The following is a 24,738-nucleotide window of genomic DNA, read 5'->3' on the forward strand; positions in this document are numbered from 1 at the left end:
GGGCAACGTGCTGGCCGGCTTTGCGGCCTGCGGGTTGCCCGAAATTCCCCGACCACATGGTTCACCGCAACGCCGCCCACCGTTCCCGACCTCCCTCCCGCTCGCACCCATCGGGGAGGTCCTGGAGGGGGTCACCCCCTCCAGGCCGCCGGAGGCATTCTTTTCTCTTTCTCTTCCCCTTCCTCTCCCTTCTTCCCTTGCCTACGCGTCAGGCGTGCCAGGGCGGCGGCCAGGGCCGAGGCTTCGACGGGCTTGGCCAGGTAGTCGTCCATGCCGGCGGCCAGGAAACGTTCCTTGTCGCCGGCCATGGCGTGGGCGGTGAGCGCGATGGCCGGGGTGCCGGCCTTGTCGCCGTGGATGGCGGGGTCGCGCATGAGGGCGAGGGTTTCCAGGCCGTCCATGCCGGGCATCTGGATGTCGAGGAGCACGGCGTCGAAGGGTTCGCGGGCGAAGATTTCCATGGCGTCCGGTCCGGAAGCGGCTTCCACCACGATATGGCCCTGTTTGCGCAGGAGGGCGCCGACGGCCAGCCGGTTGACGCGTTCGTCTTCCACGAGCAGCAGGCGCAGCCCGGGCGCGACGGCCTGGATGGGGACATCCGGTGAGGCGGCAGGTTCCGGGTCGGCCTTGGGCAGGATCAGGGAGCACAGGATGCAGGTGCCGACGCCGGGTTCGCTGTCGATCCAGATGGAGCCGCCCATGAGGTGCACGAGTCCGTCCACGATGGACAGACCGAGACCGGCGCCCTGGTGGATGCGGGTATTGGAGCCGTCGACCTGGGTGAAGGTGTCGAAGACGCTGTCGAGCTTGTCCCGGGGGATGCCGATGCCGGTGTCGCTGACGCCGAGCACGAGCCGGATTTTGTCCGGGTCTGGACCGGGGTAGCAGGCGGCCTCCAGGTTGATGGAGCCGAGGTTGGTGAACTTGACGGCGTTGCCCACGAGGTTGAGCAGGATTTGCCGGATGCGGCCTTCGTCGCCGAGGAGTCTGCCCGGCATCTTCGGGTCGACGGCGATGTGGAGGGGGAGCCTGCGTTGTTCCAGGGCCACGGCGAAGACGCTCTGGACGGAACTGATGAGGGCGCGCGGGGAGAAGGGAGCGATTTCCAGGTTGAGTTTCCCCGATTCGACGCGGGAGAGGTCGAGGATGTCCGTGAGCAGCCGGGTGAGGCGGCGGCCCGAGTCCAGGGCCGTGACCACGCAGTCGCGTTGCTCCGCGTCGAGGGGGGTGTCCTCGAGGATTTGCAGCATGCCGAGGAGGCCGTTTAAGGGCGTGCGGATCTCGTGGCTCATGTTGGCCAGGAATTCGCTTTTGGCCTTGCTGGAGGATTCGGCGGCGCTTTTGGCGGCGGCCAGGCGCGTTTCGGACAGCCGCAGGGTCTCCTCGGTGCGCTTGCGTTCGGTGATGTTGGTGAACATGCCCACGGAGCCGGCGAAACGTCCCGAGGCGTCGAATTCGCTGCTCACGGCGATGAGCGCCCACAGCGCCTGGCCGTCCAGGCGCTTGAGCCTCCTCTCGTAGAGTCCGCCGCCCGGGGGCAGGGCTTCGCGGCGCAGCATGGCCCGGTGCAGTTCCCCATCCTCGGGGAAGAGGAAGTCGACCACCGGCCGCCCGGTCATGGCGGCGGGTGTGGTCCCGAGCATCATGGCCATCACGGCGTTGACGTAGGTCGTGCGCCAGCGGGCGTCCACGACCCAGATGCCTTCGTTGGCTGTTTCCACGATGCGCCGGTAGCGGCTTTCGCTTCGGGCCAGGGCCCGTTCGGCCCGTTTGCGGCTGGTGAGGTCGCGGATGACGCCGACGATGTGCCGCCGGCCGGCCTCGTCGATGTACAGGGCCTTGCGGGTCATGAAGGTGCGCTGGCGGCCGTCGGCGTCTATGGCCGTCTCCTCGGCCACGTCTTCGAAGCCGCAGGCCAGGGTCATGGCGTCGTTTTTGAGCGAGGCCGCGCCGAGACGGCCGGGGAACACTTCCGCCGCCTCGCGTCCGAGGATGTCTTCGCGGGCGCGGCCGGCCAGGATGCACAGGGCGTCGTTGACGAGCAGAAAGCGGCCGTGCGGCCCCTTGACGTAGAACGGGTCGGGCATGGTCTCGACGACGCGCGCGAGCAGCGGATCGGCGCAACGGTCTTGGGGCTTGGCGCGCCGGCGCAGCGCCCTGGCCAAAAAAGGAAGGCCCGCCAGCAGGACGAGGACGACGACGGACGTGGCGAACCAGAGGGGGTCCATGGCGGCGGCTCCAACGGCTCCAGTTCCGGTCCCGGTGGGCGCGGCAGGCCATGCGCCGTCACTGTGGGGCATGGCGTCTGGGATCGGGGCGCGAGAACGCAACGCCTTACGAAAACTAATGGAAGTTTGGGAAGCTGACAAGCGGTCGACTGCCGCGGCCCGGCCGCGTCCGCCTGGTCCCGTCCGAGGGGCGGCCGGACGCGCCGGGCGAAGTCGCGCCGGGAGGCGGTCAGCCCAGGGCGGCCAGGGTCTTTTCCAGGGGTCTGCGTTCGGGCACCACGGGCAGGGGCTTTTCCCCGTCGCGCACCGCGTCCGACACGTACAGGCCGCAGAAGCAGGCCCCGAACTCGGCCACGTCGGCGTCGCGGTACTGGCAGGGGCACACCACGTCGCGGTCCAGTTCGAACTTGCCCGAGGCCAGCCGGCACGGACAGGCCATGTAGCCGTAGCGCTCCTTGTTGACGAGGAGGTTGCCGAGCAGGTCCAGGGTCATGCCCATGTCCGGATTGAAGAAGTTCCCCTTGGCTTCCTGGATGGGCCGCAGGGTTTCGTAGAGGGACTTCGCGTTCATTTCTTCTCGCACTGGTCGAGGGCCTGTTCGATTTCCTCGCGGCGGAAACCCACGATGACCTTGTTGCCGATGACGATGGTGGGGAAGGACAGGGCCGGGTTGAGTTTGCGCACGATGTCCATGATCTGGGTGCGCTCCTCCCCGGACAGGAAGTCCACATGGACGCAGTCGTAGGGGATCTTGTGCTCTTCCAGGTATTCCTTGGCGTGCTTGCAGTGCACGCAGGTGGACAGGGCGTAAACCTTGATGTCCGAACTCATGGGACGCTCCTTGAAGAAGTTAGCGCGGCGGAGAAGCGGCTCCGTTTCGTATTCCTTTTTCCAGGCGGCCGGTCAAGTGCGAAAGGGGCCAGGTGAGCAGCAGGTAGAACAGGGCCAGGGGCAGGTAGGCCTCGAAGGTCCTATAGGTGGTGGCGTTGACCACCTCGGCCGCTTTGGTCAGCTCGCGCACGCTGATGACCGAAAGCAGGGACGAGTCCTTGATGCAGGAGACGAACTGGCCCGTGACCGGCGGCACGATGCGCCGCAGCGCCTGGGGGAAGACGACGTGGAGGAGCGCCTGCCGCCGGGTGAGCCCCGAGGAGAGGGCCGCCTCCCACTGTCCCCGGTCCACGGACTCCACCCCGGCCCGCACCATCTCCGAGATGTAGGCCCCGGAGAAAAAGCCCAGCGCCGCCGTGCCGATCAGGTAGGGGCTGTCCACGTGGACGACCACGCCGACGCAGAAGTAGAAGATGAGGACCTGCACCAGAAGCGGCGTGCCGCGAAACGCGCCCACGTACAGGGCGGCCAGTTCCGAAAGCCAGACGTCGCCGGACACCGAGGCCAGGCCCGAGGCCAGGCCGCAGACCAGACCCAGGCCGATGGCCCCCACGGAGACGGCGAGCGTCATGCCGAATCCCGCCAGGAAGATGTCGCGGTAGGCCCAGACCGCGCCGAAATCCCAGTGGTAGCGGATGCGCGACAGCACGAGCCACAGCAGGCCGGCCAGCCCCGCGAACAGCAGCGTCCGGACCGTCAGCGGCGACGGGGCGCGCTTCATTTGAGGAACTGGTCCGCCGCGAAGACCAGGATGTAGGGCATGCGCTCGCCGAAATCGGCGACCAGGCGGGCGGCGATCTCCTTGGCGTAGTCGCGGTTGGCCGTGACCAGGTAGACGACGTTGCCCTGGATCTCGATTTTGCCCTGTTCGTTCTTCCAGCCGCCGTCGCCGGACCCCAGGCGCGTGAAGCCGCCGAAGGAGCCGGCCAGCCACTCCTCCAGGGCCGGGATCCTGGCCGAGGCATCGCCGCCGGCCGGCAGGTCCGCGGGCACGGTGAACAGGTGGGCGAAGACCTGGCGGCTCTCGGCCCGGGCCGTGCCGGCCAGGCAGGCCGAGGCCAGGGCGAGGCAGCACAGAAGGCGCAAGGTGGCTCGAAGCATGTTCTTCTCCCTGGCCGCCGCTACGAGGCCGGCGCAGTCCCCGGCGGGCGCGCCGGAGAAACCGCCGGCCCCGGGCGGCGGGATTGGGCTTCATGTGCCGGGGCGAAGGCTATTTCCCCAGGATGTCCTTGAAATACTTGGCCCGAAGGGTTTCGAGGGTGCCGTCGGCCTTGATGGTGCCCAGAAACATCTCCAACCACTGCCACCAGTCGAAGTCCCCCTTCTGCAGGGCGATGCAGTAGGGCTCGTAGGTGAAGGGGGTGAGCAGCGCCCGGGTGGTCTCGGGGTTCTGCTTCTGGTGCTTGGCGATGGAAAGCTGGTCGTAGAAGAAGGCGTCGGCCCGGCCGGCGGCCACTTCCTGCACGCAGGCGGTCTCTTCCTTGTAGCGGTTGATGGTGGCCTTGGGGAAGCGCTTGGCGGCCACCAGGTCGGCCGTGGTGCCGGTCTTGACCGCAAGCACCCGGCCCGGGGCGTCCAGGGCGGCCACGTCGGTCACGTCGGCCGCCTTGGCGACGCTCGTCAGGGCGCACAGGCCGGTGGTGAAGTAGGGCGAGGTGAAGGTGATGGACTTGGCCCGCTCCAGCGTGCCGGTGATGCCCGAGATGATGAGGTCGATCTTGCCGGCGGTCAGAGCCGGGATGAGCCCGGTCCACTCCATGTCCTTGATCTCGAGCTTGACCCCCAGCCGGTCGGCCAGGGCCTGGGCGATGTCCACGTCGAAGCCGACGGGCTTGCCCTGTTCGTCCACGTATTCGAAGGGCCAGAATTTGAGTTCCATGCCGACGACGAGGGTGCCGCGCGCGACGATCCTGCGCAGGTTGCTGCCCTCGTAAATGTCAAAGGGCGTGGACGCGGCCGAGGACGTGCCGCAGCACATCGTCAGGGCCACGAAGGCCAGGCAGATGACGCGGATGAAGCGGACCATGGGCGTTCTCCTTTGCTGGGGATGGCGATTGGAGCGAAGCCTATCCCATCGCGGGAGGCACGGCCACCCAAAATGCGGCCGCCCCGTGTGGCGTCCCTCAAAAAATACGAGCGTATTTTTTGAGAAAAATAGAACTACTCAAGTATGTTGTCTATGGAATACGGAGCAGGCCGTTTCGGAGACGCGACGCTCGGGGTTCAGGCCGCCTGGCCGGCGGCCAGGCCCGAGGCGAAGGCCCAGTGGAGGTTGAAGCCGCCCAGGCGGCCGGTGACGTCGAGGAGTTCGCCCACGACGTAGAGACCCGGCACGGCGGAGGCTTCCATGGTCTTGGAGGAAACGGCGGCCGTGTCCACGCCGCCAAGCGTCACCTCGGCCTTGGCCCAGCCGGCCGTCCCGGCCGGGGCGAAGGGAAAGGCGCGCAAGGTCGCGGCCAGCTGGCGGCGGGCGGCGGCTGCCAGGCCGGCCGCCGGGCCGGCGACGCCGAGCCTGGCGCACAGGGCGGCGGCCAGGCGGCGGGGCAGGCGGCGGGCCAGGATGTTTCTGACCTCCTGGCGGCCGCTTTCGGCCAGGGCCGCCTCGACGTCGATCCCGGGGAGGAAGTCGAGGAAGAGGGTCCGCCCCTCGCGCCAGAAAAGCGAGGCGTCGAGGACGGCCGGGCCGGAGACGCCCTTATGGGTGAAAAGGAGGTCGCCGGCCAGGTCGCAGGGGCCGGACACCGCCACGGGCAGGGACACGCCGGCCAGTTCGCGGCAAAGCTCCAGATCCTGGGGCCCGGCCAGAAGCGGCGCAAGCCCCGGGCGCAGGGCTGTGACGCCAAGGCCCAGCCGCCGGGCCAGGTCGTGGCCGAGGCCCGACGCGCCAAGCGCGGGCCAGGACCGGCCGCCCAGGGCCAGGACCAGGGCGGCGCAATCCACCGGGCCGGCGCTCGTCGCCACCGTGAAGCCGCCGCCCTCGCGGCGGACGTCGAGGACGGCCGTCCCGAGCAGCGTCTTCGCGCCGGCGGCCTCGGCCCGGCCGACCAGGAAACGGACGGCGCTTTTCGCCCCGTCGCGGCAGAAGACCTTGCCGCCGTCCTCCACGTCCGTGGCCACGCCCGCCGCGGCGAGGCTTTCCAGCAGGTCGCCCGGCCCGAACCGGGCCAGGGCCGATTTGACGAAGTGGGGATTGGCGCAGACGTAGTCCGCGGGACCGACGTCCGTGTTGGTGATGTTCGAGCGTCCGCCGCCCGAGGCCAGCACCTTGCGGGCGGGCCTTTCCCCGTGGTCGATGACGAGGGTGGCGCGCCCGCGCGCGGCGCAGGCGGCGGCGCAGGTCAGGCCCGAGGCCCCGGCACCCAGGATGGCGACGTCGACGCGCATGCGTTCCTCCCGGCCGTTGCCTACACGGATAAGGCCGCGAGGGCCAGGGGCGGGCCGGGCTCAGGCCGGGCCGAGGGCCATCCAGGTGGCCAGGGTCTCAAGGAGCCTGGGCTTGGCGATGGGCTTGACCTGAAAGTCGTCGCAGCCGGCCACCAGGCACTGTTGGCGGTGCTCCTCGAAGGCGTGGGCGGTCAGGGCGACGACCGGGGTGCGGGGCCGGCCCTGTTCCGCTTCCAGCCGGCGCAGGGCGTCGGTCGTCTCGCAGCCGTCGAGGCCCGGCATCTCCATGTCCATGAGCACCACGTCGAAGCGGCGCTCGCGCAAAAGGGCCAGCCCGGCCTCGCCGCTCGGGGCCCAGGTCAGGTCGTAGGGCGCGTCCTTGAGCATGAGCCGGGTCACCTCGGCGTTGCCGGGGCTGTCCTCGATCAGGAGCACGGCCCCGCGTCGGGCGGACGCGCCGGCGGCGGCCGGGGCCGTGGCGGACTGGTCGGCCGGACCGGCCGGGCGCAGGGGCAGGGTCACGGTGAAGATGGAGCCTGCCCCGGGGCGGCTGTCCACGCGCAGCTTTCCGCCCATGAGGTCCACGAGCTTGCGGCAGATGGCCAGCCCCAGGCCCACGCCCCCGAACTGGCGGCTGGCCGTGGCGTCGACCTGGGTGAAGCGGTCGAAGATTTCGCTTTGCCGTTCCGGGGGGATGCCGATGCCGGTGTCGCGAACGGCCAGGCGTACGAGGGGGCCGGAGGCGGGGACCTCCATGCGCCCGACCTCGAGCACGACGCCGCCCTTCTCGGTGAACTTCAGCGCGTTGCCGAGGAGGTTGACGAGAACCTGCCGGACCCGGTCGGCGCCAAGGACCAGTCGCGGCGGCAGATCCGCCTGGACGTCGAGGCGGATGTCCAGGCCCTTGCGGGCGGCGTCGGGCCGCAGCATCTCCACCAGGTCCGCGGCGAGCCGCACCACGTCGCAGGGCTTTTCCTCCATGATGAGCCCGCCGGCTTCGATCTGGGACAGGTCCAGGATGTCGCCGAGCAGGGCCATGAGGTTCGCGCCGGCGATGCGGATGGCGGCCAGGGCCCGGGCCTCGTCCGGCGGCAGGTCGGCCCCGGTGAGGGCGGCGGCCATGCCGAGGATGGTGTTCATGGGCGTGCGGATCTCGTGGCTCATGGTGGAGAGGAATTCGCTCTTGGCCCGGCTGGCGGCCTCGGCCGACTCCTTGGCGCGGCGCAGGGCCTGCTCCATGGCCTTGCGCTCGGTGATGTCCACGAGCACGGTCAGGATGCAGGTCTCGCCGGCGGTCTGGATGGGCACGGCCGAGGCCAGGACGACCACCACGGAGCCGTTTTTGTGGAGCAGTTCCAGTTCTTTGCCCACGATGGCACCGGAACGGGCCAGTTCCTCCACGAACTCCTGGCGCTCGGCCGGGGTTTTCCAGAGGTCGATGTCGAGGCTCGTCGCGCCCACGACCTCGCTTTTGCGGTAGCCGAACATGCGCGCGCCCGTGTCGTTGACGTCCACGATGCGGCCGTCCCGGCGCGAGGTGACGGAGATGCCGACCAGGGAGGAACGGAAGATCTTGGCCAGTTGGTCCTGGCTTTCCCGCAGGGCGTCCTCGTCCTTCTTGCGGCGGGTGACGTCGGCGATGCCGCCGGCCATGCGGATCACGCGGCCCGTGGCGTCCGCCAGGCTCGCCCCCCGCTCGCTGATCCAGCGGTATCCGCCGTCGGCGTGGCGCAGACGATACTGCATCGTGTAGGCGTCGATTTCCCCTTCGGCGCAGCGATTGTGCTCGCTGACGGCGGCTTCGGCGTCGTCTGGGTGCAGCCGGCTGGTCCAGGCGTCCAGGCGAAGGGGCGCGTCGTCGTCCGGCAGGCCGAGGACCTCGCGGTAGCGCGGGGAGAAATACAGGGTGTCGGCGACGAGGTCCCAGTCCCATATGCCGTCGTTGGTCCCCCGGGAGACCAGGGCGTAGCGGGCTTCGCTGGCGGAAAGCGCCGCCTCGGCCCGCTTGCGTTCGGTGATGTCCGCGCCGACGCCGAGGAAGGCGTCCTGGCCGCCGTCCGACCCGTGCAGCCGGCGGATGGTCCAGGCGATCCAGACGGTCCGTCCTTCGGGGCCGGCGTGCCGCCTGTCCAGGAAACCGGTGTCTTCGGGGCTGTCGGCGACGCCGGCCAGGACGTCCCGCCAGGGTTCCTGGGGCTTGGCGTCGGCCGGGGCGTCGAAGAGGTCGAGTTCGCGTCCGAGCAGGCGTTCCCTGGGCTGGCCCAGGCAACGCTGGCCGAAGGCGTTGACGAAGACCACCCGGCCCAGGGCGTCCAGGCGCACGATGGCCACGGCGGCGCTTTCCACCAGTTCGCGGTAGCGTTCCTCGCTTTGGCGCACGGCGTCCAGCAGGTCGTGTTGTCGGGCGGTCTGGCGGCGCACCACCCGGTGCAGCCAGGCGTTGGCGGCCAGAAGCGCCCCGGCCGCCACGGCCAGGGCGGCCACGGCCCACAGGGCGTAGCGCAGGCCCTTGGCCGGGAACAGGGCTTCGCCGCGCCATTTGCGCTCGATGGCGGCCTGCTGCTCCGGGGGGATGCGGGCGAATCCCGATTCGACGAAGCGCAACAGGGCCTCGTCGCCCTTGCGCACGGCCCGGTGGAACCGGCCGGAATACAGGTCGAAGGCCAGGCGGAAGTCGTCGGCCAGGCCGAACTTGTAGAGGTAGTGCAGGGCCGGGGGCTTGTCCACGCAGAAGACCTTGACCTTGCCGTCCCCAGCCGCCCGGACCACGTCCTCGTAGTCGTCGTAGGGGAGCAGCGGCCTGATGCCGAGGGCCTCGAGGCGGGCCACGCTGGCGTCGCCCTTTTTGACGCCCACGGCGAAGCCTTTGAGCGAGTCGGGATCGCGGATGCCGCCCAGGTCCTTGTGCACGAAGATCGGCACTTCGATGGTGGCATAGGGCTCTGAAAACGTGTAGCTTTTTCTGCGTTCCTCATTCTCGAACAGGGTGTCGATGACGTCGGCCTTGCCGCGCAGCATGAGGTCCTGGGCCGTGTTCCAGTCCTGGGCGATGATGGAGACGGGCACGCCGGTGATCTTTTCCCACAGCCGCCAGGCGTCGATGAGGATGCCCTGGGGCGCGCCATGGGCGTCGGGGAAGATGTAGGGCGGATAGTCGCGGTCCAGGACCACGGTGAGGCTTTTGGGCGGCGTCGGGGCTGGCGTCGCCGGGGTGGACGTGGACTGGGCGGACGGCGTCGGGGCCGGGACGGGGGCGGCGGCCAGAAGGAAAAGGACCAGGATGGGCAGCAGGCAGGCCAGCCGTCCGGGCGCGAAGCATCGTCGGCCTGGCGGCCGTGGGCGCGAGATCGGGTCGGGACCGGGGCCGTGCATGGGGCGGGACCGGGCGGTTGCGCTAGCGCGGAAGCCGGTTGCCGCGGCCGGGTCCCATGGAGAGCAAGCAACGGGACGTTGCGGTCGGACGGCGGGAAGGACGTGCGATGGCGCGGCTGACGTCGTTCACGGGACATTCCTCGCTTTGGGCTGCGGTCGCGCCGGCCGGATACCGGAGGTTCCGGCGTGGGACGCGCAAGAGGAAGCATAGCCTCAGGCAGGGGTACGGGGCAAGACCTGTCCGGCCTATTCCAGACAATGGAACTCCGGTACCTTCTTCCTGTCCAGACTCCTTTTCGGCCTCGGTCCGCGTGACATTGAAATGCATCGGAATCCAAGTTGCCGTCCATGCCTGTCCAAGGGCTCTGTATTTTTTCACGCCGCCGCAGCATTGTTCGGGCCTTTCGAGACGGTTGAAACTGCCGCGGAAGTGCGAAGACCGGGAAGCAACAGGGGGAAACGATGTCGCAATCCAACAAGGCCCTGACCTCCACGCCCGAGGAAAAGCAGATGGCCGGGCAGTTCGACCAGGCCCTGCAACAGCTCGACCAGGTGATCCAGCAAAACGCGGCCGCCGCCGAGGAGATCGCCTGCACCTCGGAGGGACTCTCGGCCCAGGCCGCCCAGCTCCCGCAGACGAGCTCCTTTTTCCAACTGCCCGACGGCGGGGAACCCCCGGCGGCGCATAGGCCCTTCCCGCCGCGCCAGGGCGCGCCCCGGCCCAGGCTGACCGGCCGAACGACCCCGGGCCAGCGGTTCCTCGGCGGCGCGGTCATCCGCATGGACGACGACAAGGACAAGGGGAATTCCGAGCCGTACCGAACGGATCGCGTCATGGTCCGAGCGCGGCATCCGGACAAAGGGAAACGCCGCGCTTCGGGGCAGTCGATCGAATCCGGCCCTGGGGCCGATGCCACGGCGCTCCTTCCCCCGTCGCCGGGGAGGGACGTCGCGGGCGTCGGCCCTGTTGTTGCCGACGTGGCGTGGGCGTCACATCGAGGACCGGGCTGCCGGAGGGCGCGGCTCAGGATTCCAGGTTTCCCGCCGCGTCGCGGTAAAGGCCGATGTCGCCGTTGGAGGTGATGCCGTGCCGCTTCATGTATTCCCTGCACTTGAGGAGAACGTCGTTGAACAGCACGCGCCACTGCTTTTCCGTGGCGAGGGATTGCGCGGGAGTGTCGGCGATGTGCTGGAAATGGAAAAGCCTGCAGCCGTACTCCTCATGGGAGGCCTTGAGGGTGTCGAACAGGGTGGCGATGGTCAGCTTCATCAGGACGACGGAGCAGCCGTGCTTGAACTTCGGATAATCCGTCGCGGCCAACCGCTGCACGGTACGGATGTTCTTGTCGGCAATGGCGTAATCGAAGCCGCGAATGATTCTGTGGATGGTCCTGTCGATGGAATCTATGGAAAAAAGGATTTCGTCGTGCGACTCGAGGACATCGCGCCACAGTTTTTCCGGAACGCGCAGGCTGCCTGAGGTCGTCGTCGTCGTATACCTTGCCGGGCGGTACTGCTTGAGGAGTTGCAGGTAGGCTTTCAGTCTTGGATAGAGAAACAGCTCGCCATAGCAATTGCTGTTGACTATTTGCGCTTTGGCGAAATGATGCTCGGCGAATTCCCGGCAGTATTCCAAGGGGAGCCTGTCGGCCTGCCGTTTCCTGTTGGTGTTTTCATACTTTTTGGCGATGCCGCACATGAAGCACGAGAGGTTGCACTGGTCCGTCACGCCCAGCGAAATGACGGGTATGCTTTTTTGACGAACTTCACGGAATTTTCTCTGTCTGTTGAGATCGCTCGTATTGCGCAAGGTTCCATGGAAGACGCAATTTGAGCATATGCCGAACTCGAAGCCATTGTTCAGATTCTCTCTGTATTGAAGGATGGTCTTGTTGTTCCAGAGGTCTCTTATCTCGGAGATGTTTCGTATCATCCCGACAGGTGGCCCGCCGCTGCATATCGAATAGGCACCATTCGGATAGATGACGAGCTCTTCCCATGGTTTCGTGCAGAACTTCGTATACGACGGACGACTCATTTTGTGGCGGGCTTGGTTGCTGTGGAACGATGCAGGAAATGCCGCTTCAGATCATAGACGAGAGGCCGGCGTTGTTGTCAAGACGATTTGATTGCGACGTGTGCGCGCCGCGCGAGGGCCGCTTGTCCTTGTCCCCCGCTTCCGGGGCGTGGCGCTGCAGGATGGCGGCCCGGGGCAGTACGTCGACGGTGCCAGGGGCTCCTGGGCGTCGCAGTCCTCGGGATGGGATGCAGCGCATGCCCCCAGGGCCCGGTGCGGCGGTCGTAGAGGGTGCGCCGCGCCGCTTGGGGGCCCACGGCGGCGTTGACGGGCAGGATGTTCCCATAGGGCAGGGCATTGAGCCGGAGAAGCTCGAAATTGCCGGGGGAGGGCTCCACGGCGAGCACCGTGGCCTGGGGCAGGGCGGCCGGGCGCCCCGGCGTCCCGGCCCGGCTCGCTCGCCCGCGGCCTACTTGCCCTTGCTGGCCTTGATGGCTTCCTCGAGTTCCTCGAAGGACGGGCGCTTGTGGATGGGGATGGCCCGGCGGCCCGCTTCCAGGGCCACGGGCGGCGGGTTGCCGCCGACGAAGGCCGTCAGCGACGCTTTGGCCACGAGCAGGATGGCCTCGGTTTCCTTGGCCCGGTGCTCGATGTTGGTGGCGATGGGCGCGACGAAGCCGTAGGCGGCCAGAACGCCCAGGAACGTGCCGACCAGGGCCGCGCCGATGCTGTGGCCGAGCACCTCGGCCGGCTCGTTGATCTTGCCCATGGTGAGCACGACGCCGAGCACGCAGGCGACGATGCCGAGCCCCGGCAGGGCGTCGGCGGTCTTGGAGATGGCGTGGGAGGGAACCAGGGCCTCGTGGACCGTGGCCTCGATGTCCGCCTCCATGATGGATTCGAATTCGTGGGCCTCGATGTTGACCGTGGAGAAGATGCGCATGGTGTCGCAGATAAACGCCAGCACCTCGTGGTTCTTCTTGTTCTTGGCGAAGTTGCTGAAGATCGGGCTTTCCGCCGGCCGCTCCACGTCTTTTTCGATGGCGACCAGCCCCTCGCGGCGGATCTTCATGTAAAGCCCGGACAGGGTGGTCAGAAGCTCCAGGTAGTAGGCCTTGCTCGTGAGCATGCCGCCGAAGATGGAGAGCGCCCCCTTGAAAGTGGCCCCGAGCACGTCCTTGGGCGCGCTGATCACCAGCTGCCCCAGGGCCCCGCCGAGGATCATGAGTATTTCCGGGGGGGCGGCCGAGATGAGCAGGTCGAAGTTGCCCTTCTCCAGGATGAAGCCGGCCAGGATGCAGCCGATGACGATGATGATGCCGATGATCGCGAACATAGCCTCGCCATGAGCCGCCGCAGCCTAGAACTGGCTGTCGGTCGACTTGTCGTAGAGGTTGTTTATCTGCTGCTCCAGGACTTCGCCCACGTCCGGCGTCTTGGGCGTGACCACGGCCCCGCCCGCACCCGACCCGCCGCCCACCGCCTTCTCTCCGGCCCTGGCCGGGCGGTAGAGCAGAAGGCTGATGCGCCGGTTTCTCGGATCGTAAATATTGCCCGGCACGTAGGGCCGCGTGTCGGCGAACCCCGTCACCGCGGCCACCTGGTCCGGGGCCAGCCCCTGCTGGATCATCAGCCGCCTGGCCGAGAGCGCCCGGCCGGCCGACAGGTCCCAGTTGGTGTAGGTCCCGGAATAGCGGTAGGCGTCGGTGTGGCCCTCGATGGCCACCTTGACCCCTTCCTTGCGGATGACGTCCGTGACCGCGGCCAGGATGCGCTGGGCGTCGGGCGTCAGCGACACGCCGCCGAGGTCGAACAGCGGCCGTTCGGCCTTGTCCATGATCTCGATGCGCACGCGGTCCTTTTCCTGGGTGACCGACACCTGGCCGGCCAGCTCGGGCACGGCCTTTTCCAGCGCCGACTCCACCTGGGCTTCCAGGGCCTTGGCCTGGGCTTCGGCCGCGGCCTGTTCCTTGGCCTGCGCCTCGGCCCGGGCCTTGGCCTCGGCTCTCGCCTTGGCGTCGAAGTTGCGGCCGCCGTCGAGGTCGCCCGTGTCCTGGCCCTTGCCGCCGGTGGGGGCCTTGCCGCCCCGGTCGATGGCCACGTCGGGCCGTTCGTCCTGGCTGCCGACCACGGCGGCCGGCGGTCCCAGGCCCCCGGTGTCGAGGAGCTGGGCCGAGGGGCCGGGGTTCTGGAACAGGCTGAAGTCGTTGAAATAGGCGGCGAGCTGCTCCTTTTTCTCCTGGGGGGTCATGTTGAGCAGCCACATGAGCAGGAAAAAGGCCATCATGGCCGTGACGAGGTCGGCGTAGGCGACCTTCCACGAACCGCCGTGCGCGCCGCCGGCGACCTTTTTGACCCGCTTGATGATGATGTTGGCCTTGTGGCCCTGTTCCGCCATGGAACCTCCGCCCTGTGCCTATCGACCGGTTGGAGCGCCGGTTTAGGGAGACGGGCGTGTTTTGCGGAAATTACGCATCGATACGGCAAAGGGCAACAGGCTTTGGCGCGGGCAGGGACGTCCGGGAAACACGAAAAGGGCGAAGGGAGGATTCCCTTCGCCCTGAAGCGTCGCCTGTCCGGAGCCGGCGAGCCGGCCTCCGGGAATGTCTACTGGGTGGTCTCGGAACCGGCGGGAAGGACCAGGACGCGGGTCTTGACCTTCTTGTTGCGCTGGTACTTCTCGAACTTCACCACGCCGTCGATGAGCGCGAACAGCGTGTAGTCGCGGCCCATGCCCACGCCCTCGCCGGGGTGGAACTTGGTGCCAAGCTGACGCACGAGGATGTTGCCGGCCAGGACCTGCTGCCCGCCGAAGCGCTTGACGCCGCGCCGTTGTCCGGCGCTGTCGCGGCCGTTTCTGGAGCTGCCGCCCGCTTTTTTATGTGCCATGTCGGACTCCTTGAAATGCTTGGGCTAGGCCTGGATGGACTTCACCGTGAGCTGGGTGTAGCTCTGGCGATGGCCCTGCTTCTTGTGCGAATCCTGCCGCCGGCGCTTGTGGAAGACCACGATCTTCTTGCCCTTGACGTGACCGGCCACTTCGCAGGTCACGGAAGCGCCGGAGACGTAGGGCTCGCCCACCTTGACCTCGGGGCCGCCGACGAGCAGCACCTTGTCGAGAACGTATTGCGCGCCGGCTTCGGCGGGCAGGAGGTCCACGGTGATGGTGGCCCCTTCCTGGACCTTGTATTGCTTGCCGCCAGCCAAAACGATTGCGTACATGGGTTTGACCTCCGATAGGGAAGAGGTGCCATCTACACTGGCTCGCCCTTGGGGTCAAGCCCTTTTTCGCTCCCGGCCACGCGGCCGGCGTCCTGCCGGGCGAGCCTGGCCCGCAGCAGGTCGAGCACGGAAATGTCCACCCGCAGGTTGCCGCGCCCCCGGCCGAGCTCCACCTCGGGCTTGGCCGCGCCGTGAAAGTCGGACCCGCCCGTGACGGCCAGGCCGAAGCGCCGCGACAGGGCCAGATACTCCAGGGTCTGGGCCTGGGAGTGCTCGGTGTAGAGGGCCTCGATGGCGTCCAGGCCCGCGTTGCGGCAGCGCTCCACGGCCGCGGCCAGGGCCGGCCCGGCCAGGCCGAGCATATAGGGATGGGCCAGGGCGGCCAGGCCCCCCTCGGCGTGGATGAGCTCCACGGCGCGCTCGAGGGTCAGCTTGTCCTTGGGCACGTAGGCCCGGCCGTGGGCTCCGAGGTAGCGGGAAAACGCCTCCTTGAAGCTCGTGACCGCGCCCATGGCCAAAAGCGCCTGGGCGATGTGCGGCCGGCCCACGGCCCCCTTGGCAAGTTCCGTGACGGCCTTATATTCCAGGGGAACGCCCAGGGCGTGCAGTTTTTCGAGGATGCGCCGGTTGCGGTTGTGGCGGCGCTCCCGCAGATAGGCCAGGGCTTCGGCCAAGGGGCCGGGCCGGTCGGGCAGGAAGAGTCCCAGGAGGTGCACGCTGCGCTCGCCGTCGGCCACGGAGAGCTCCACCCCGGCCACGACGTCGATGTGGTGGACTTCCCCGGCCGCCCGGGCCTCGGGCAGGCCCTCCAGGGTGTCGTGGTCGGTCAGCGCCACGGCGACCAGGCCTTTTTTCGCGGCCAGGGCCACCAGTTCGCCTGGGGAAAGGCTGCCGTCCGAGGCCGTGGAGTGCGTGTGCAGGTCGATGAGCGCCATGCCGGCAAGGTAGCGCGCCGGGAGCGTGTTGTCGAACCTCCATTGCGCGCCCGGCCCGATTTGGCTATCACCTGTGCCCAGCGACAAAGCCAAGGAGACCGCCCGTGACCATACATCCCGACCTGCTCGCCATCCTGGCCTGCCCCAAGTGCAAGGGCGAACTGACCAAGCCCGCCGCCGGCGAGGGCCTTGCCTGCGCGGCCTGCGGCGTGGTCTATCCTGTGCGCGACGACATCCCCATCATGTTGGTGGAGGAGGCCGTCCCGACCGCGGACTGGGAAGCCGGCAAGCGTTCGGTCAAGGACTAGAGCCGCGACATTTCCCCCGAAGGGGCGCGACGGGGCGGCCGGACGCGACAGCCGCGCCCGGCCCTGCCTCAAGGAGCCGCATATGGCCAAAGTGCATTGGACGCCCTGGGTGGCGTTTTCGGAACTGGCCCAGGAGGCCGAGCAACTCGCCGGCGAGGGCGGGCTCGCCCACGACGCCGGCTACGCCTGGCAGCCCGTGGCCGACGTGCTGGAAACGCCGGTGGATTTCCGCCTCACCCTGGAACTGCCGGGCATCGCCCGGGAGGACGTGCACGTGGAGGCCCGCGGGCGTTACCTCGTGGTCTCGGGCCTGCGCCGCTTCGTCAAGGAGCCCGGCGGGGTCTACCAGGCCGTGGAACGCTCCCACGGTCCTTTCGCCCGGCGCTTCGAGCTGCCCAAGGGCGTGTCGCGCGCCGAGATCACGGCGGTGATGAAGGACGGCCTGCTGCTGGTGGTCGTGCCCAAGGCGCGGCCCGAGCGCCTGCGCCGCCGCATCCCCATCAGCTGACGCGCCGCGCCGCCCGCCCTTTCCCCTTTTTCTCCGACCAACCGCACCAGGAGGCGCGACATGGGACGTTTCGGCCCGTGGGCTTTGTGCTGCCTTTTCCTTCTCTGCGCCCCCTCGGCCGCTTGCAGCGCCGGCCGCGAGGCGCGCCTGACGCCCGTGGTCACGGCCGTGCGCGCCGTGGCCCCGGCCGTGGTCAACATCACCTCGGCCCGGACCGTGGAACGCCGGGCCGGCCGGGGACCGTTGCTCGACGACGAGTTCTTCCGCCAGTTCTTCGGCCCGGGCTTCGGCCCCGGTTTGGGGGGAGCCCCGGGCGAACCCCGGCGCGAGACCCAGGAGAGCCTGGGCTCGGGCGTGATCATCGACGGGCAAAAGGGGCTCGTGCTGACCAACGCCCACGTCATCGCCGGCGGCACGTCCATCACGGCCCGGCTCCTCGACGGCCGGGAGCTCCCCGCCGCCCTGGTCGGCTCGGACCCGGACTTCGACGTGGCCGTGCTGCGCCTGGACACGGGCGGCAAGACCCTGCCTCAGGCGGCCATGGGCGACGCGACCGACATCATGATCGGCGAGACGGCCATCGCCATCGGCAACCCCTTCGGTTACACCAACACCGTGACCACGGGCGTGGTCTCGGCCGTGGGTCGGTCCCTCAAGCATGAGGGAGGGGCCTACGCCGACCTCATCCAGACCGACGCGGCCATCAACCCCGGCAACAGCGGCGGCCCGCTGGTCAACCTGGCCGGCGAGGTCATCGGCATCAACATGGCCATCCAGGCCGAGGCGAGGGGCATCGGCTTCGCCATCCCCATCAACAAGGCCCGCCGGGTGGTGGAGCAGATCGTTTCCGGCGCCGGGGTGACCCCGGCCTGGCTCGGGCTTTCCGGCCAGGACGTGGACGCCCGCACGGCCCGCTATTTCGGCCTGGACCGGCCGCGCGGCCTGCTCGTGACCGAGGTGCTGCCGGGCTCGGCCGCCGAACGGGCGGGGCTTAAGCCCGGCGACCTGCTCCTGGGGATCGGCAACACCGAACTCGACGACAAGGACCAGTACCTGGGGGTGCTGCGCACCTCGCCCGTGGGCGAGGCGCTGACGCTTCGCCTGCGCCGGGGCCGGGGCGAGGAGCGGCTGTCGGCCGTGCCCACGGCCTTTTCCGACCGGGAGGCGGCCGAGGTGGCCGGAAGGCGCTGGGGCTTGAACGTGGCCTTTTCCCGGGGCGGGGCGACGGTCGCCGGGGTGGCCCCCGGTTCCCCGGCGGCCCGGCTCGGGCTCAAGCAGGGCGACCAGCTGGTGCAGATCGGCGGCGAGAAGCTCTCCGGGCAAAAGGAGTTCACCCGGGCCGTGTACCTGAGTCGCATGCACCGCACCGTGCTGGTGATGATCGAGCGCGGCGGCCGTGGCTATTACGCCCGCATGGGCGTGGACTGAGCGCGGCCCCGGCAAGGCGCAAAAAAAGCCGGGCGGCGGCGACTTCCCGCCGTCCCGGCGACGCCTGCGGGGGATCCCGCGTCGCGGCCTCAGCCGCCGGCGCGCAGAAGCGTCAGTTCGCCGTTCCCGGCCGCGACCCGGCAGCCGCGCTTGGCGACCGCTCCGGTGAATTCCTGCATGTAGCGCCAGACCTCGTCCAGGGGCACGTGGGAGCGCAGGTAGTCCTCGCATTTGGAGAAGCTGTAGTGATGGGCGAGGCTTCTGCCGAGCACGGCCACCTTCATCTTGTCCCGGGCCAGGGCCAGGTTGAAGGCCTTCTCGTCGGTGGTGGGCTGTCCGGCCGTGGGGACCGTGGGGAAGGGCAGCACCCGGCGCATGATGCGCTCGTCGAAGATGACGCAGTTGATGGTCAGGTAGCCCACGTAGCCGTACTTGGCCGGCGCGTCGCGCAGGTACACCTCGGCCAGGTTCTCGTGCAGGAGCTTTTCCCACATCCAGCGGTGGTAGACCCAGTTCTCCTCGATGGGCGGCCCGGAATACATCTGGCGCTCCGAGGGGTAGGACACGCGCAGGAAGCGGTTGAGCACGTGGCGGCCGGGGGGGCTTATGGGCACCAGCGGCATGACCAGCGGCACGTCGGGCCGGTCGGCGTGGTCCAGGTAGCCGTCCACCAGCTGTTCGAGCCAGTGGGGCGTGACGAACAGGTCCTCGTCGATCTTGACGACCACGTCCTCGATGTGGGCGGAAAGGATCTCGTTCTGGGCGGCGTGCACGGCCGGCACCAGGCCGCGCGGTCCCCGGTCGAGGAGCGTGGCGTTGGCGTGGCGGCCCACGAAGCGCCTGGCCACGGCCAAGTGCTCGGGGCTTACGGCGTTGGCCACCACGTACACATGCTTGAGCCGCGTGAAATCGGTGAAGCGTTCCAGGCAGCGTATGCAGATGAGGAAGCAGTCGAGTCTGTGCGAGGTAAGCAACAGCAGAACCGGCCGAATGTCTCCGCGACGCGGGCGTAAATAGGTTAGCTTGCCCATGGCCGTCCCTGGCTTTCAGGCATCCCTGCGTAAAAGGTTAAACTCCGCCTACATCCCCCTTTTCGGTAAAACGCTCCAGGAACTTTAGCCCCAAAATTGAAAAATTTCTTCTTTCTTTCAAGGGAGATAGGCGACGGGGTAAGGGCGTGCCGGTTACATGGCGACCATTTCCCCGAAGCGTTGGACGAAAAAAGGAGATTTTTCCCCTGCGGCGTCTTCACCCCCGACCGGCGCGGGACATCCTCGCCCGCCGGGCTCGGCCGGCCCCGGCGCGGCGTCCGGGGCGCTTCCCTTGACACGGAAACACGCCGGGGCTAAGGCTGCGTAAGCTGCCGGAGGCGGTGTGGGGTCTTTGCTGCAATAGCCTGAGATGCTTCGTGAAACGAGCCTTTGTCAGCGTCTGTTCGGAGGTTTGGCATGGGATACAAGGTGATCGTCGACGTGCAGAAGTGCATCGGCGACGGCGAATGCGTGGACGTCTGCCCGGTGGAAGTCTATGCCATGCGCGACGGCAAGGCCGTGGCCGTGAACATGGAAGAATGCCTGGGCTGCGAATCCTGCGTCGAGGTCTGCGACCAGGACGCCATCATCGTCGAAGAAGAGTAATAATTCAAAAATATTAACCGGCAGCGGGAGCGGACGGTCGCCGTCCGCTCCCGCTGCCGTCTCCGGCCCGGGCCGCCTGACCCTGCGCGGGGCCGCGTGAGGGACGACGGCGCGGGACGGTCGCGGAGTCCCTTGATGCCCCTGGATTTCTCCCCCGCTTTCGCCCGTTACGAGGCCATCGCCGCCGAGGCCGACGCCGCCTTCGCCAAGGTTTCGACCGCCTGTCCGGGCATGGTGTCCTGCGGCGAGGGATGCAGCGACTGCTGCCACGCCCTGTTCGACCTGAGCTTCATCGAGGCGCTGTACCTCAACCACCGGTTCAACGAGGCCTTTCCCCCGGGGCCGGAGCGCGACGCCATCCTGGAGCGGGCCAACAAGGCCGACCGCGACCATTACAAGCTCAAGCGCAAGGCCTTCCGCGCCGGCGAGCAGGGCGTGCCCACGGCCGAGATCCTGGCCGACCTGGCCCGCGAGCGGATCCGTTGCCCGCTGCTCGGCGACGACGCCCGCTGCGTGCTCTACGCCCACCGCCCCGTGACCTGCCGGCTGTACGGCGTGCCGCTGGAGATCGGCGGCGCGGCCCACATCTGCGGCGCCGCCGGCTTCGAGCAGGGCGGGCGCTACCCCACGGTCAAGATCGAGAAGCTCCAGGACAGGCTCATGGAACTGTCCCAGGAGGTCGTGGCCGCCATGCCCACCAAGCTGCCGCTCATGGGCGAGTCCCTGGTCCCGGTCTCCATGGCGCTGATCACCGAATACGACGACGAATACCTCGGCATCCTCACCGAGGACGACATGGTGCGCCTTCCCGAGCCCCCAGCGCCGCCGGCCTCGCCCTTCGGCGCGTCCTGCGGCTCCTGCGGCGAGGAGGCCGGCTCCTCGGCCTGCGCCTCCTGCGCCGGCGGGCAGACCACCTGGGTCCTGCCCGGCCCGGACGGCTCGCCCGAGGGCGAAGGCAAACCTTAAGGAGGCGTGCGTGGCCCATTCCCCCGAGGAACTGGCGCAACTCAAGCGCGCCATCTACGACAAGCTCAAGCCCCGCCGCCGGCGGTTCATCGACAAGATCGGCTACGACGCCTGGGATCCCTTTCAGGAGCCCAACGACCCGCTGGACATGCGCGAGGACGCCTCGCGCCGCACCGGCCAGCAGTTGGTCTCGGAATTTCTGGCCGGGAACCCCGGAGCCTCGGAGGAGTTCGCCAAGGGCGCTTGGGAACTCTGCATGGGCGTCATGAGCGGCTCGGAAAAGCACCGGGGCATGTACGCCTTCTGCAAATGGTACAAGGACCTGCTGGCCCGGGAAGGCATCGACGCCGAACTCGGCCCGACCAAATAAGCTGCAAGGAGCATTCATGGAATACACCGCCCGCACCCCGGACGAATTCATCGACGAACTGAAAAAGCGCCTGTCCCAGAACCCCGGCTGCGGCGTGTCCCACTACAACCTGGGCACGGCCTTCGTGGCCAAGGGCCGGCTCGTCGAGGCCGAGGCGGAGTTCCTCTCGGCCGTGGAATGCTCGCCGAGCCTGGCCGAGGCCTACGTGCAGCTCGGCGGCCTGGCCATGAACAAGGGCGACCTGGACGCCTGCCTGGAGTGGAACGAGAAGGCCAGCCGGGCCCGGCCCCTTTTCGCCGTGCCCTTCGGCAACATCGGCTTCGTGCACCTCCAGCGCGGCGACGTGGCAAAGGCCGAGAAGTCGTTGCGCCGGGCCATCAAGATCGACCCCAAGTACGTCCAGGCCATGGCCTCCCTCGGGAGCTGCCTCTTTATGCAGGGCGACGTGGACGGCGCGGAGTTCCACAGCGCCAAGGCCCTGGAGGTCGAACCCATGTTCGGCCCGGCCCTCAACAACCTGGCCCTGGTGGCCATGGAGCGCGGCGATTTTGCCAAGGCGAGGGAGTTCGTGGAGCGCGCCCGCCAGACCGGCTTCGAACCCCATCCGGACATGGTCCGCGAGATCGAGGCCGCCCTGGCCAAGTAGGCTGGGGAAGAGTGTGGAAATGAGGAATCGGGGCGCTGCCCCGAGCCCCGCCGGGGGGCATCATGCTCCCCGGACCCCCGCCAAGGGATGGATATATCCGGATGGCGTCGCGTAGGCATTTGCTCGGCGAGATGCGCCAGGCCCTGGGCGGGGACGACCGCGAGGCGGCCCTGGCCGTGCTGGCCGTCGTGCCGGCCAAGACGCGCCTGGGGCCGCTTTTCTCGCTGCTCCTCGATAGGGAGCCGCTCGTGCGCTGGCGGGCGGTCACGGCCTTCGGCGCGGCCATGGCGGAAATCGCCGCCGCGCGCCCGGAAGACGCCCGCGACGTCTGGCGCAACCTCATGTGGCGGGTCAACGAGGAGTCGGGCAACATCGCCTGGGGCATTCCCGAATGCATGGGCGAGACCCTGGCCGTGTGCCCGGTGCTTGCCCGCGACTACCACCGCATCCTCATTTCCTACGTCCAGGACTTGCCCGGCGACTGCACCTACATCGACCATGCGCCGCTGCGGCGCGGGGCTTGGTGGGCCGTCGCCCGCCTGGCCGGGACCGCGCCGGAGCTTTGCCTCCCGGCCCTGCCCGAGATCACGGCCGCCCTGGCCGACTGCGACCCCGCCGCCCGGGGCCTGGCCTGCCTGGCCCTGGCCCGGCTTGGGCCCGACCCCTCGCGCACGCTCCTGGAGGGGCTCGCGGCCCTTGCCGCCGACACGGCCGCCTTCGATCGCTACGACGGCTGGGAGCTTGCGGCCACGACCGTGGCCGAGGCCGCCGGGGAAGCCCTGGCCGCCTGCCGCAGCTGCATGTAACCACCTGTTCACATCCCGCGACCTCCCTCGCAGAAACGGGGACGCCGTCCCCATGGAGGTCCGCATGAACCTGAAACCCTGCCTCACCGCGCTGCTCTTCATGGCCGTCCTGGCCCTGGCCGCGGCCGCCGGACATGCCGGCGAGCCCCCGTCGCGGTGGTCCCTGCCTCCGGAGCAGGCCGCCGACGCGTATCTCCGCGATCTTACTGCCCAGGTGCCCCTTACGGCCGAGGAACTGGCCGCCGTGCGGCCGATCCTGGTGGAGCAGACCATCAAGCGCCGGGACGTTGCCCGGGCCCGCCTGGCCGTCAACCCGGGGCTGGCCGGCGTGCTGGCGCTTCGCGAGGACATGCGCGCCGTGTCCCGGGAAACCGACGACAAGCTCGCCGCCGTCCTGCCCCCGGAAAAGATGGAGCAGGTGCGCGCCTACCGCGAACAATCCCCGGAAAACGACAAGTCCTCGCCCCGGCAGATCGCCCAGGCCGGCGTCGACGGCTGATCGAAGCTCTCCTGGTTCCCGAGTCCCTCCCTTACGGCAGGGCGCGGCTATCCCCCCGGCCGCGCCCTTTTTTGTTATGGGGCGACGCCTCCGGCGGCCAGGAGGGGCGAGCCCCCTCCTGGACCTCCCGCCTGGAGATTTAGTAATTGTAAATTTGGTGGGTTAGGACGATTTCAGGGGAAAGGACCGGAGAAAAAACACTGTGGCGCTTGACCAGAGAACTAAAAGGATTAAATTTGTCCTCAATCAGCCCGCGCACCAAATGAGGCGGCACACCCGCACGACGGAGGAATTGCCATGCAGACGCAGACGCACACCGATCTGTCCGATCTGGTCATCGACTGGAACATGACGCCCGAAGACGCCGTGACCCTGTATCTCGAGTGGGGCAACAACTCCTGGCATGCCGAGCATAAGCCCGTGACGTCCAAGAACGACTATTCCACCTATTTCGTGGTCAACACTTGGTCGGGACGGCCGGAACTGACGCTGGTGCGCCGCAACTCCGAGGACTGCGTGGAACTGGCCTCCTTCGAACTGCCCGAGGATCTGGCCCGGGCCTTCATGGAGGAAAGCGGCTTCAACAAGGGCGTCTACGCCCCGAGCGACGCCATCAAGAAGTGGCTGCAAGAGACTCACTTCAACTAGAATTTCCGCTGAACACCCACAACCCCCGCACAACGCCCCTCACCCATGACGCGACCCCGGGAGGATAGGCCCCGAGGTCGCGTCCTTCTTTTGCGGCATGCCGCCGGTCTTGCCCTTGGTCGGCGAAGCTGCGATGCTGGCCCATGCTCATGGCCGTCCTCGCCGACATCCACGCCAACCTCGAGGCCCTGACGGCCGTGCTGGTCGACCTCGACACGGCCGGCCCGGCCGTGACGGTGAGCCTCGGCGACGACATCGGCTACGGTCCGGACCCGGCCGCGGTGCTGGAGGCGCTCGCCGCCCGCGGCATCCCGAGCGTTCGCGGCAACCACGAATGGGCCGTGGCCGACCCGGCGCGGGAGCGGCTTTTCAACGCGCAGGCCAGGGAAGCCGTGGCGCGCACGCGGGAGCTCCTCTCGCCGGAACTCGTCGCCCGGGTGGCCGCCTTCCCGACTTCGCTTTCGCTCTACGGCTGCCGCTTCGTGCACGGCCTGCCGCCCAACGACACCAACACGTACCTTTTCGAGGCCGGCGACGTGACCCTGCGCCGGGCGTTTTCCCGCACGGCCGAGCGGGTCTCCTTCGTCGGCCACACCCACATGCTGGAGGCGGCGAGCCTGCGCGGCCGCGAGGTGGAGCGCTTCGAGCTGTCCCTGGGCGACAACCCCCTGGATGCCCGCGAGCGCCACATCCTCAACGTCGGCTCCGTGGGCCAGCCCCGCGACGGCGACCGCCGGGCCAAGTACGGCCTCTACGACGACGCGCGCGACGTGCTGACCATAAGGGCCGTGCCCTACGACGCGCGGCCCACGGCCGAAAAGATCGTGGCCCGAGGCCTGCCGCGCCGCTATGCCGACAGGCTGCTTTGAGTGC

General features: G+C 68.4%; 26 protein-coding genes and 1 pseudogene. 11 read left to right on the top strand and 16 right to left on the bottom strand.

Annotation, left to right across the window (positions count from 1 at the left end; genetic code table 11):
* Window positions 1-131: 131 nt before the first annotated feature.
* The 15 genes and pseudogenes from Q1K70_RS15570 to Q1K70_RS15635 all read right to left on the bottom strand — a co-directional run bounded on the left by Q1K70_RS15570 (window position 132) and on the right by Q1K70_RS15635 (window position 16,142).
* The gene (locus tag Q1K70_RS15570) at window positions 132-2,228 is read right to left on the bottom strand and encodes a PAS domain-containing hybrid sensor histidine kinase/response regulator (protein ID WP_300161375.1); all 2,097 of its coding nucleotides are present in this window, start codon (window positions 2,226-2,228) and stop codon (window positions 132-134) included.
* Between the two features lie 229 nt (window positions 2,229-2,457).
* The gene (locus Q1K70_RS15575) at window positions 2,458-2,799 is read right to left on the bottom strand and encodes a ferredoxin-thioredoxin reductase catalytic domain-containing protein (protein ID WP_300161378.1); all 342 of its coding nucleotides are present in this window, start codon (window positions 2,797-2,799) and stop codon (window positions 2,458-2,460) included.
* Window positions 2,796-3,059 carry a glutaredoxin family protein gene (locus Q1K70_RS15580; RefSeq protein ID WP_300161380.1) on the bottom strand — a complete coding sequence of 88 codons (264 nt, stop codon included), beginning with the start codon at window positions 3,057-3,059 and terminating at the stop codon, window positions 2,796-2,798. Before Q1K70_RS15580 ends, Q1K70_RS15575 begins: the two co-directional genes overlap by 4 nt.
* A gap of 19 nt (window positions 3,060-3,078) precedes the next feature.
* Window positions 3,079-3,840: an amino acid ABC transporter permease gene (locus Q1K70_RS15585; RefSeq protein ID WP_300161382.1), complete on the bottom strand. Its 762-nt coding sequence runs from the start codon at window positions 3,838-3,840 to the stop codon at window positions 3,079-3,081.
* Complete coding sequence (locus tag Q1K70_RS15590) at window positions 3,837-4,220, bottom strand: hypothetical protein (protein ID WP_300161384.1); 384 nt, start codon at window positions 4,218-4,220, stop codon at window positions 3,837-3,839. The genes Q1K70_RS15585 and Q1K70_RS15590 overlap by 4 nt, the downstream gene beginning before the upstream one ends.
* A 109-nt stretch (window positions 4,221-4,329) precedes the next feature.
* Window positions 4,330-5,145, bottom strand: coding sequence for a transporter substrate-binding domain-containing protein (locus Q1K70_RS15595; RefSeq protein WP_300161386.1), 816 nt, complete (start codon window positions 5,143-5,145; stop codon window positions 4,330-4,332).
* A 197-nt stretch (window positions 5,146-5,342) separates the two neighbouring features.
* Window positions 5,343-6,503 (bottom strand): aminoacetone oxidase family FAD-binding enzyme, encoded by a 1,161-nt coding sequence (locus Q1K70_RS15600; RefSeq protein ID WP_300161388.1) that lies wholly within the window; start codon window positions 6,501-6,503, stop codon window positions 5,343-5,345.
* A gap of 60 nt (window positions 6,504-6,563) precedes the next feature.
* On the bottom strand, window positions 6,564-9,875 hold the full coding sequence (locus Q1K70_RS15605) for a PAS domain S-box protein (protein ID WP_300161390.1): 3,312 nt from the start codon (window positions 9,873-9,875) through the stop codon (window positions 6,564-6,566).
* A gap of 1,024 nt (window positions 9,876-10,899) precedes the next feature.
* A complete protein-coding gene (locus Q1K70_RS15610; protein ID WP_300161392.1) occupies window positions 10,900-11,685 on the bottom strand; it encodes a radical SAM protein in 786 nt (261 codons plus the stop codon).
* 27 nt (window positions 11,686-11,712) lie between these two features.
* Window positions 11,713-11,913, bottom strand: a pseudogene (locus Q1K70_RS22180) (SPASM domain-containing protein); the annotation flags it as partial.
* 448 nt (window positions 11,914-12,361) lie between these two features.
* Window positions 12,362-13,228, bottom strand: coding sequence for a flagellar motor stator protein MotA (gene motA / locus Q1K70_RS15615; RefSeq protein ID WP_300161394.1), 867 nt, complete (start codon window positions 13,226-13,228; stop codon window positions 12,362-12,364).
* 24 nt (window positions 13,229-13,252) lie between these two features.
* Window positions 13,253-14,290 carry a flagellar motor protein MotB gene (locus Q1K70_RS15620; protein ID WP_300161396.1) on the bottom strand — a complete coding sequence of 346 codons (1,038 nt, stop codon included), beginning with the start codon at window positions 14,288-14,290 and terminating at the stop codon, window positions 13,253-13,255.
* 209 nt (window positions 14,291-14,499) lie between these two features.
* Complete coding sequence (rpmA, locus tag Q1K70_RS15625) at window positions 14,500-14,781, bottom strand: 50S ribosomal protein L27 (protein WP_300161398.1); 282 nt, start codon at window positions 14,779-14,781, stop codon at window positions 14,500-14,502.
* A gap of 24 nt (window positions 14,782-14,805) precedes the next feature.
* A complete protein-coding gene (rplU, locus tag Q1K70_RS15630) occupies window positions 14,806-15,114 on the bottom strand; it encodes a 50S ribosomal protein L21 (protein WP_300161400.1) in 309 nt (102 codons plus the stop codon).
* Between the two features lie 32 nt (window positions 15,115-15,146).
* Window positions 15,147-16,142 (bottom strand): PHP domain-containing protein, encoded by a 996-nt coding sequence (locus Q1K70_RS15635; protein WP_300161402.1) that lies wholly within the window; start codon window positions 16,140-16,142, stop codon window positions 15,147-15,149.
* A gap of 11 nt (window positions 16,143-16,153) precedes the next feature.
* On the opposite strand from Q1K70_RS15635, the gene Q1K70_RS15640 reads away from it, so the two are divergent.
* The 3 genes from Q1K70_RS15640 to Q1K70_RS15650 all read left to right on the top strand — a co-directional run bounded on the left by Q1K70_RS15640 (window position 16,154) and on the right by Q1K70_RS15650 (window position 18,293).
* Window positions 16,154-16,357, top strand: coding sequence for a Trm112 family protein (locus Q1K70_RS15640; protein WP_300161404.1), 204 nt, complete (start codon window positions 16,154-16,156; stop codon window positions 16,355-16,357).
* An 82-nt stretch (window positions 16,358-16,439) separates the two neighbouring features.
* Entirely contained in the window at window positions 16,440-16,865 is a 426-nt protein-coding gene (locus tag Q1K70_RS15645) for an Hsp20/alpha crystallin family protein (RefSeq protein WP_300161406.1), read from the top strand.
* Window positions 16,866-16,925: 60 nt separating this feature from the next.
* Complete coding sequence (locus tag Q1K70_RS15650) at window positions 16,926-18,293, top strand: trypsin-like peptidase domain-containing protein (protein ID WP_300161408.1); 1,368 nt, start codon at window positions 16,926-16,928, stop codon at window positions 18,291-18,293.
* An 89-nt stretch (window positions 18,294-18,382) separates the two neighbouring features.
* Here Q1K70_RS15650 and Q1K70_RS15655 read toward each other — a convergent pair whose 3' ends face one another.
* A complete protein-coding gene (locus Q1K70_RS15655; RefSeq protein ID WP_300161410.1) occupies window positions 18,383-19,267 on the bottom strand; it encodes a glycosyltransferase family 2 protein in 885 nt (294 codons plus the stop codon).
* Between the two features lie 474 nt (window positions 19,268-19,741).
* Here Q1K70_RS15655 and Q1K70_RS15660 point away from each other — a divergent pair, with 474 nt between their 5' ends.
* The 8 genes from Q1K70_RS15660 to Q1K70_RS15695 all read left to right on the top strand — a co-directional run bounded on the left by Q1K70_RS15660 (window position 19,742) and on the right by Q1K70_RS15695 (window position 24,734).
* Entirely contained in the window at window positions 19,742-19,930 is a 189-nt protein-coding gene (locus Q1K70_RS15660; RefSeq protein ID WP_300161412.1) for a ferredoxin, read from the top strand.
* Between the two features lie 135 nt (window positions 19,931-20,065).
* Window positions 20,066-20,896, top strand: coding sequence for a YkgJ family cysteine cluster protein (locus tag Q1K70_RS15665; RefSeq protein ID WP_300161414.1), 831 nt, complete (start codon window positions 20,066-20,068; stop codon window positions 20,894-20,896).
* A 10-nt stretch (window positions 20,897-20,906) separates the two neighbouring features.
* Window positions 20,907-21,266 (top strand): hypothetical protein, encoded by a 360-nt coding sequence (locus tag Q1K70_RS15670; protein ID WP_300161416.1) that lies wholly within the window; start codon window positions 20,907-20,909, stop codon window positions 21,264-21,266.
* A 16-nt stretch (window positions 21,267-21,282) separates the two neighbouring features.
* Complete coding sequence (locus Q1K70_RS15675) at window positions 21,283-21,912, top strand: tetratricopeptide repeat protein (protein ID WP_300161418.1); 630 nt, start codon at window positions 21,283-21,285, stop codon at window positions 21,910-21,912.
* A 101-nt stretch (window positions 21,913-22,013) separates the two neighbouring features.
* On the top strand, window positions 22,014-22,718 hold the full coding sequence (locus Q1K70_RS15680; RefSeq protein ID WP_300161420.1) for a DVU0298 family protein: 705 nt from the start codon (window positions 22,014-22,016) through the stop codon (window positions 22,716-22,718).
* A gap of 64 nt (window positions 22,719-22,782) precedes the next feature.
* The gene (locus Q1K70_RS15685; RefSeq protein ID WP_300161422.1) at window positions 22,783-23,217 is read left to right on the top strand and encodes a hypothetical protein; all 435 of its coding nucleotides are present in this window, start codon (window positions 22,783-22,785) and stop codon (window positions 23,215-23,217) included.
* 297 nt (window positions 23,218-23,514) lie between these two features.
* Entirely contained in the window at window positions 23,515-23,865 is a 351-nt protein-coding gene (locus Q1K70_RS15690; protein ID WP_300161424.1) for a DVU0772 family protein, read from the top strand.
* A gap of 143 nt (window positions 23,866-24,008) precedes the next feature.
* Window positions 24,009-24,734 (top strand): metallophosphoesterase family protein, encoded by a 726-nt coding sequence (locus Q1K70_RS15695; protein ID WP_300161426.1) that lies wholly within the window; start codon window positions 24,009-24,011, stop codon window positions 24,732-24,734.
* Window positions 24,735-24,738: the final 4 nt, after the last annotated feature.

Origin of the sequence: Solidesulfovibrio sp. (assembly GCF_029978005.1) — a bacterium.
Lineage (GTDB): Bacteria > Desulfobacterota > Desulfovibrionia > Desulfovibrionales > Desulfovibrionaceae > Solidesulfovibrio.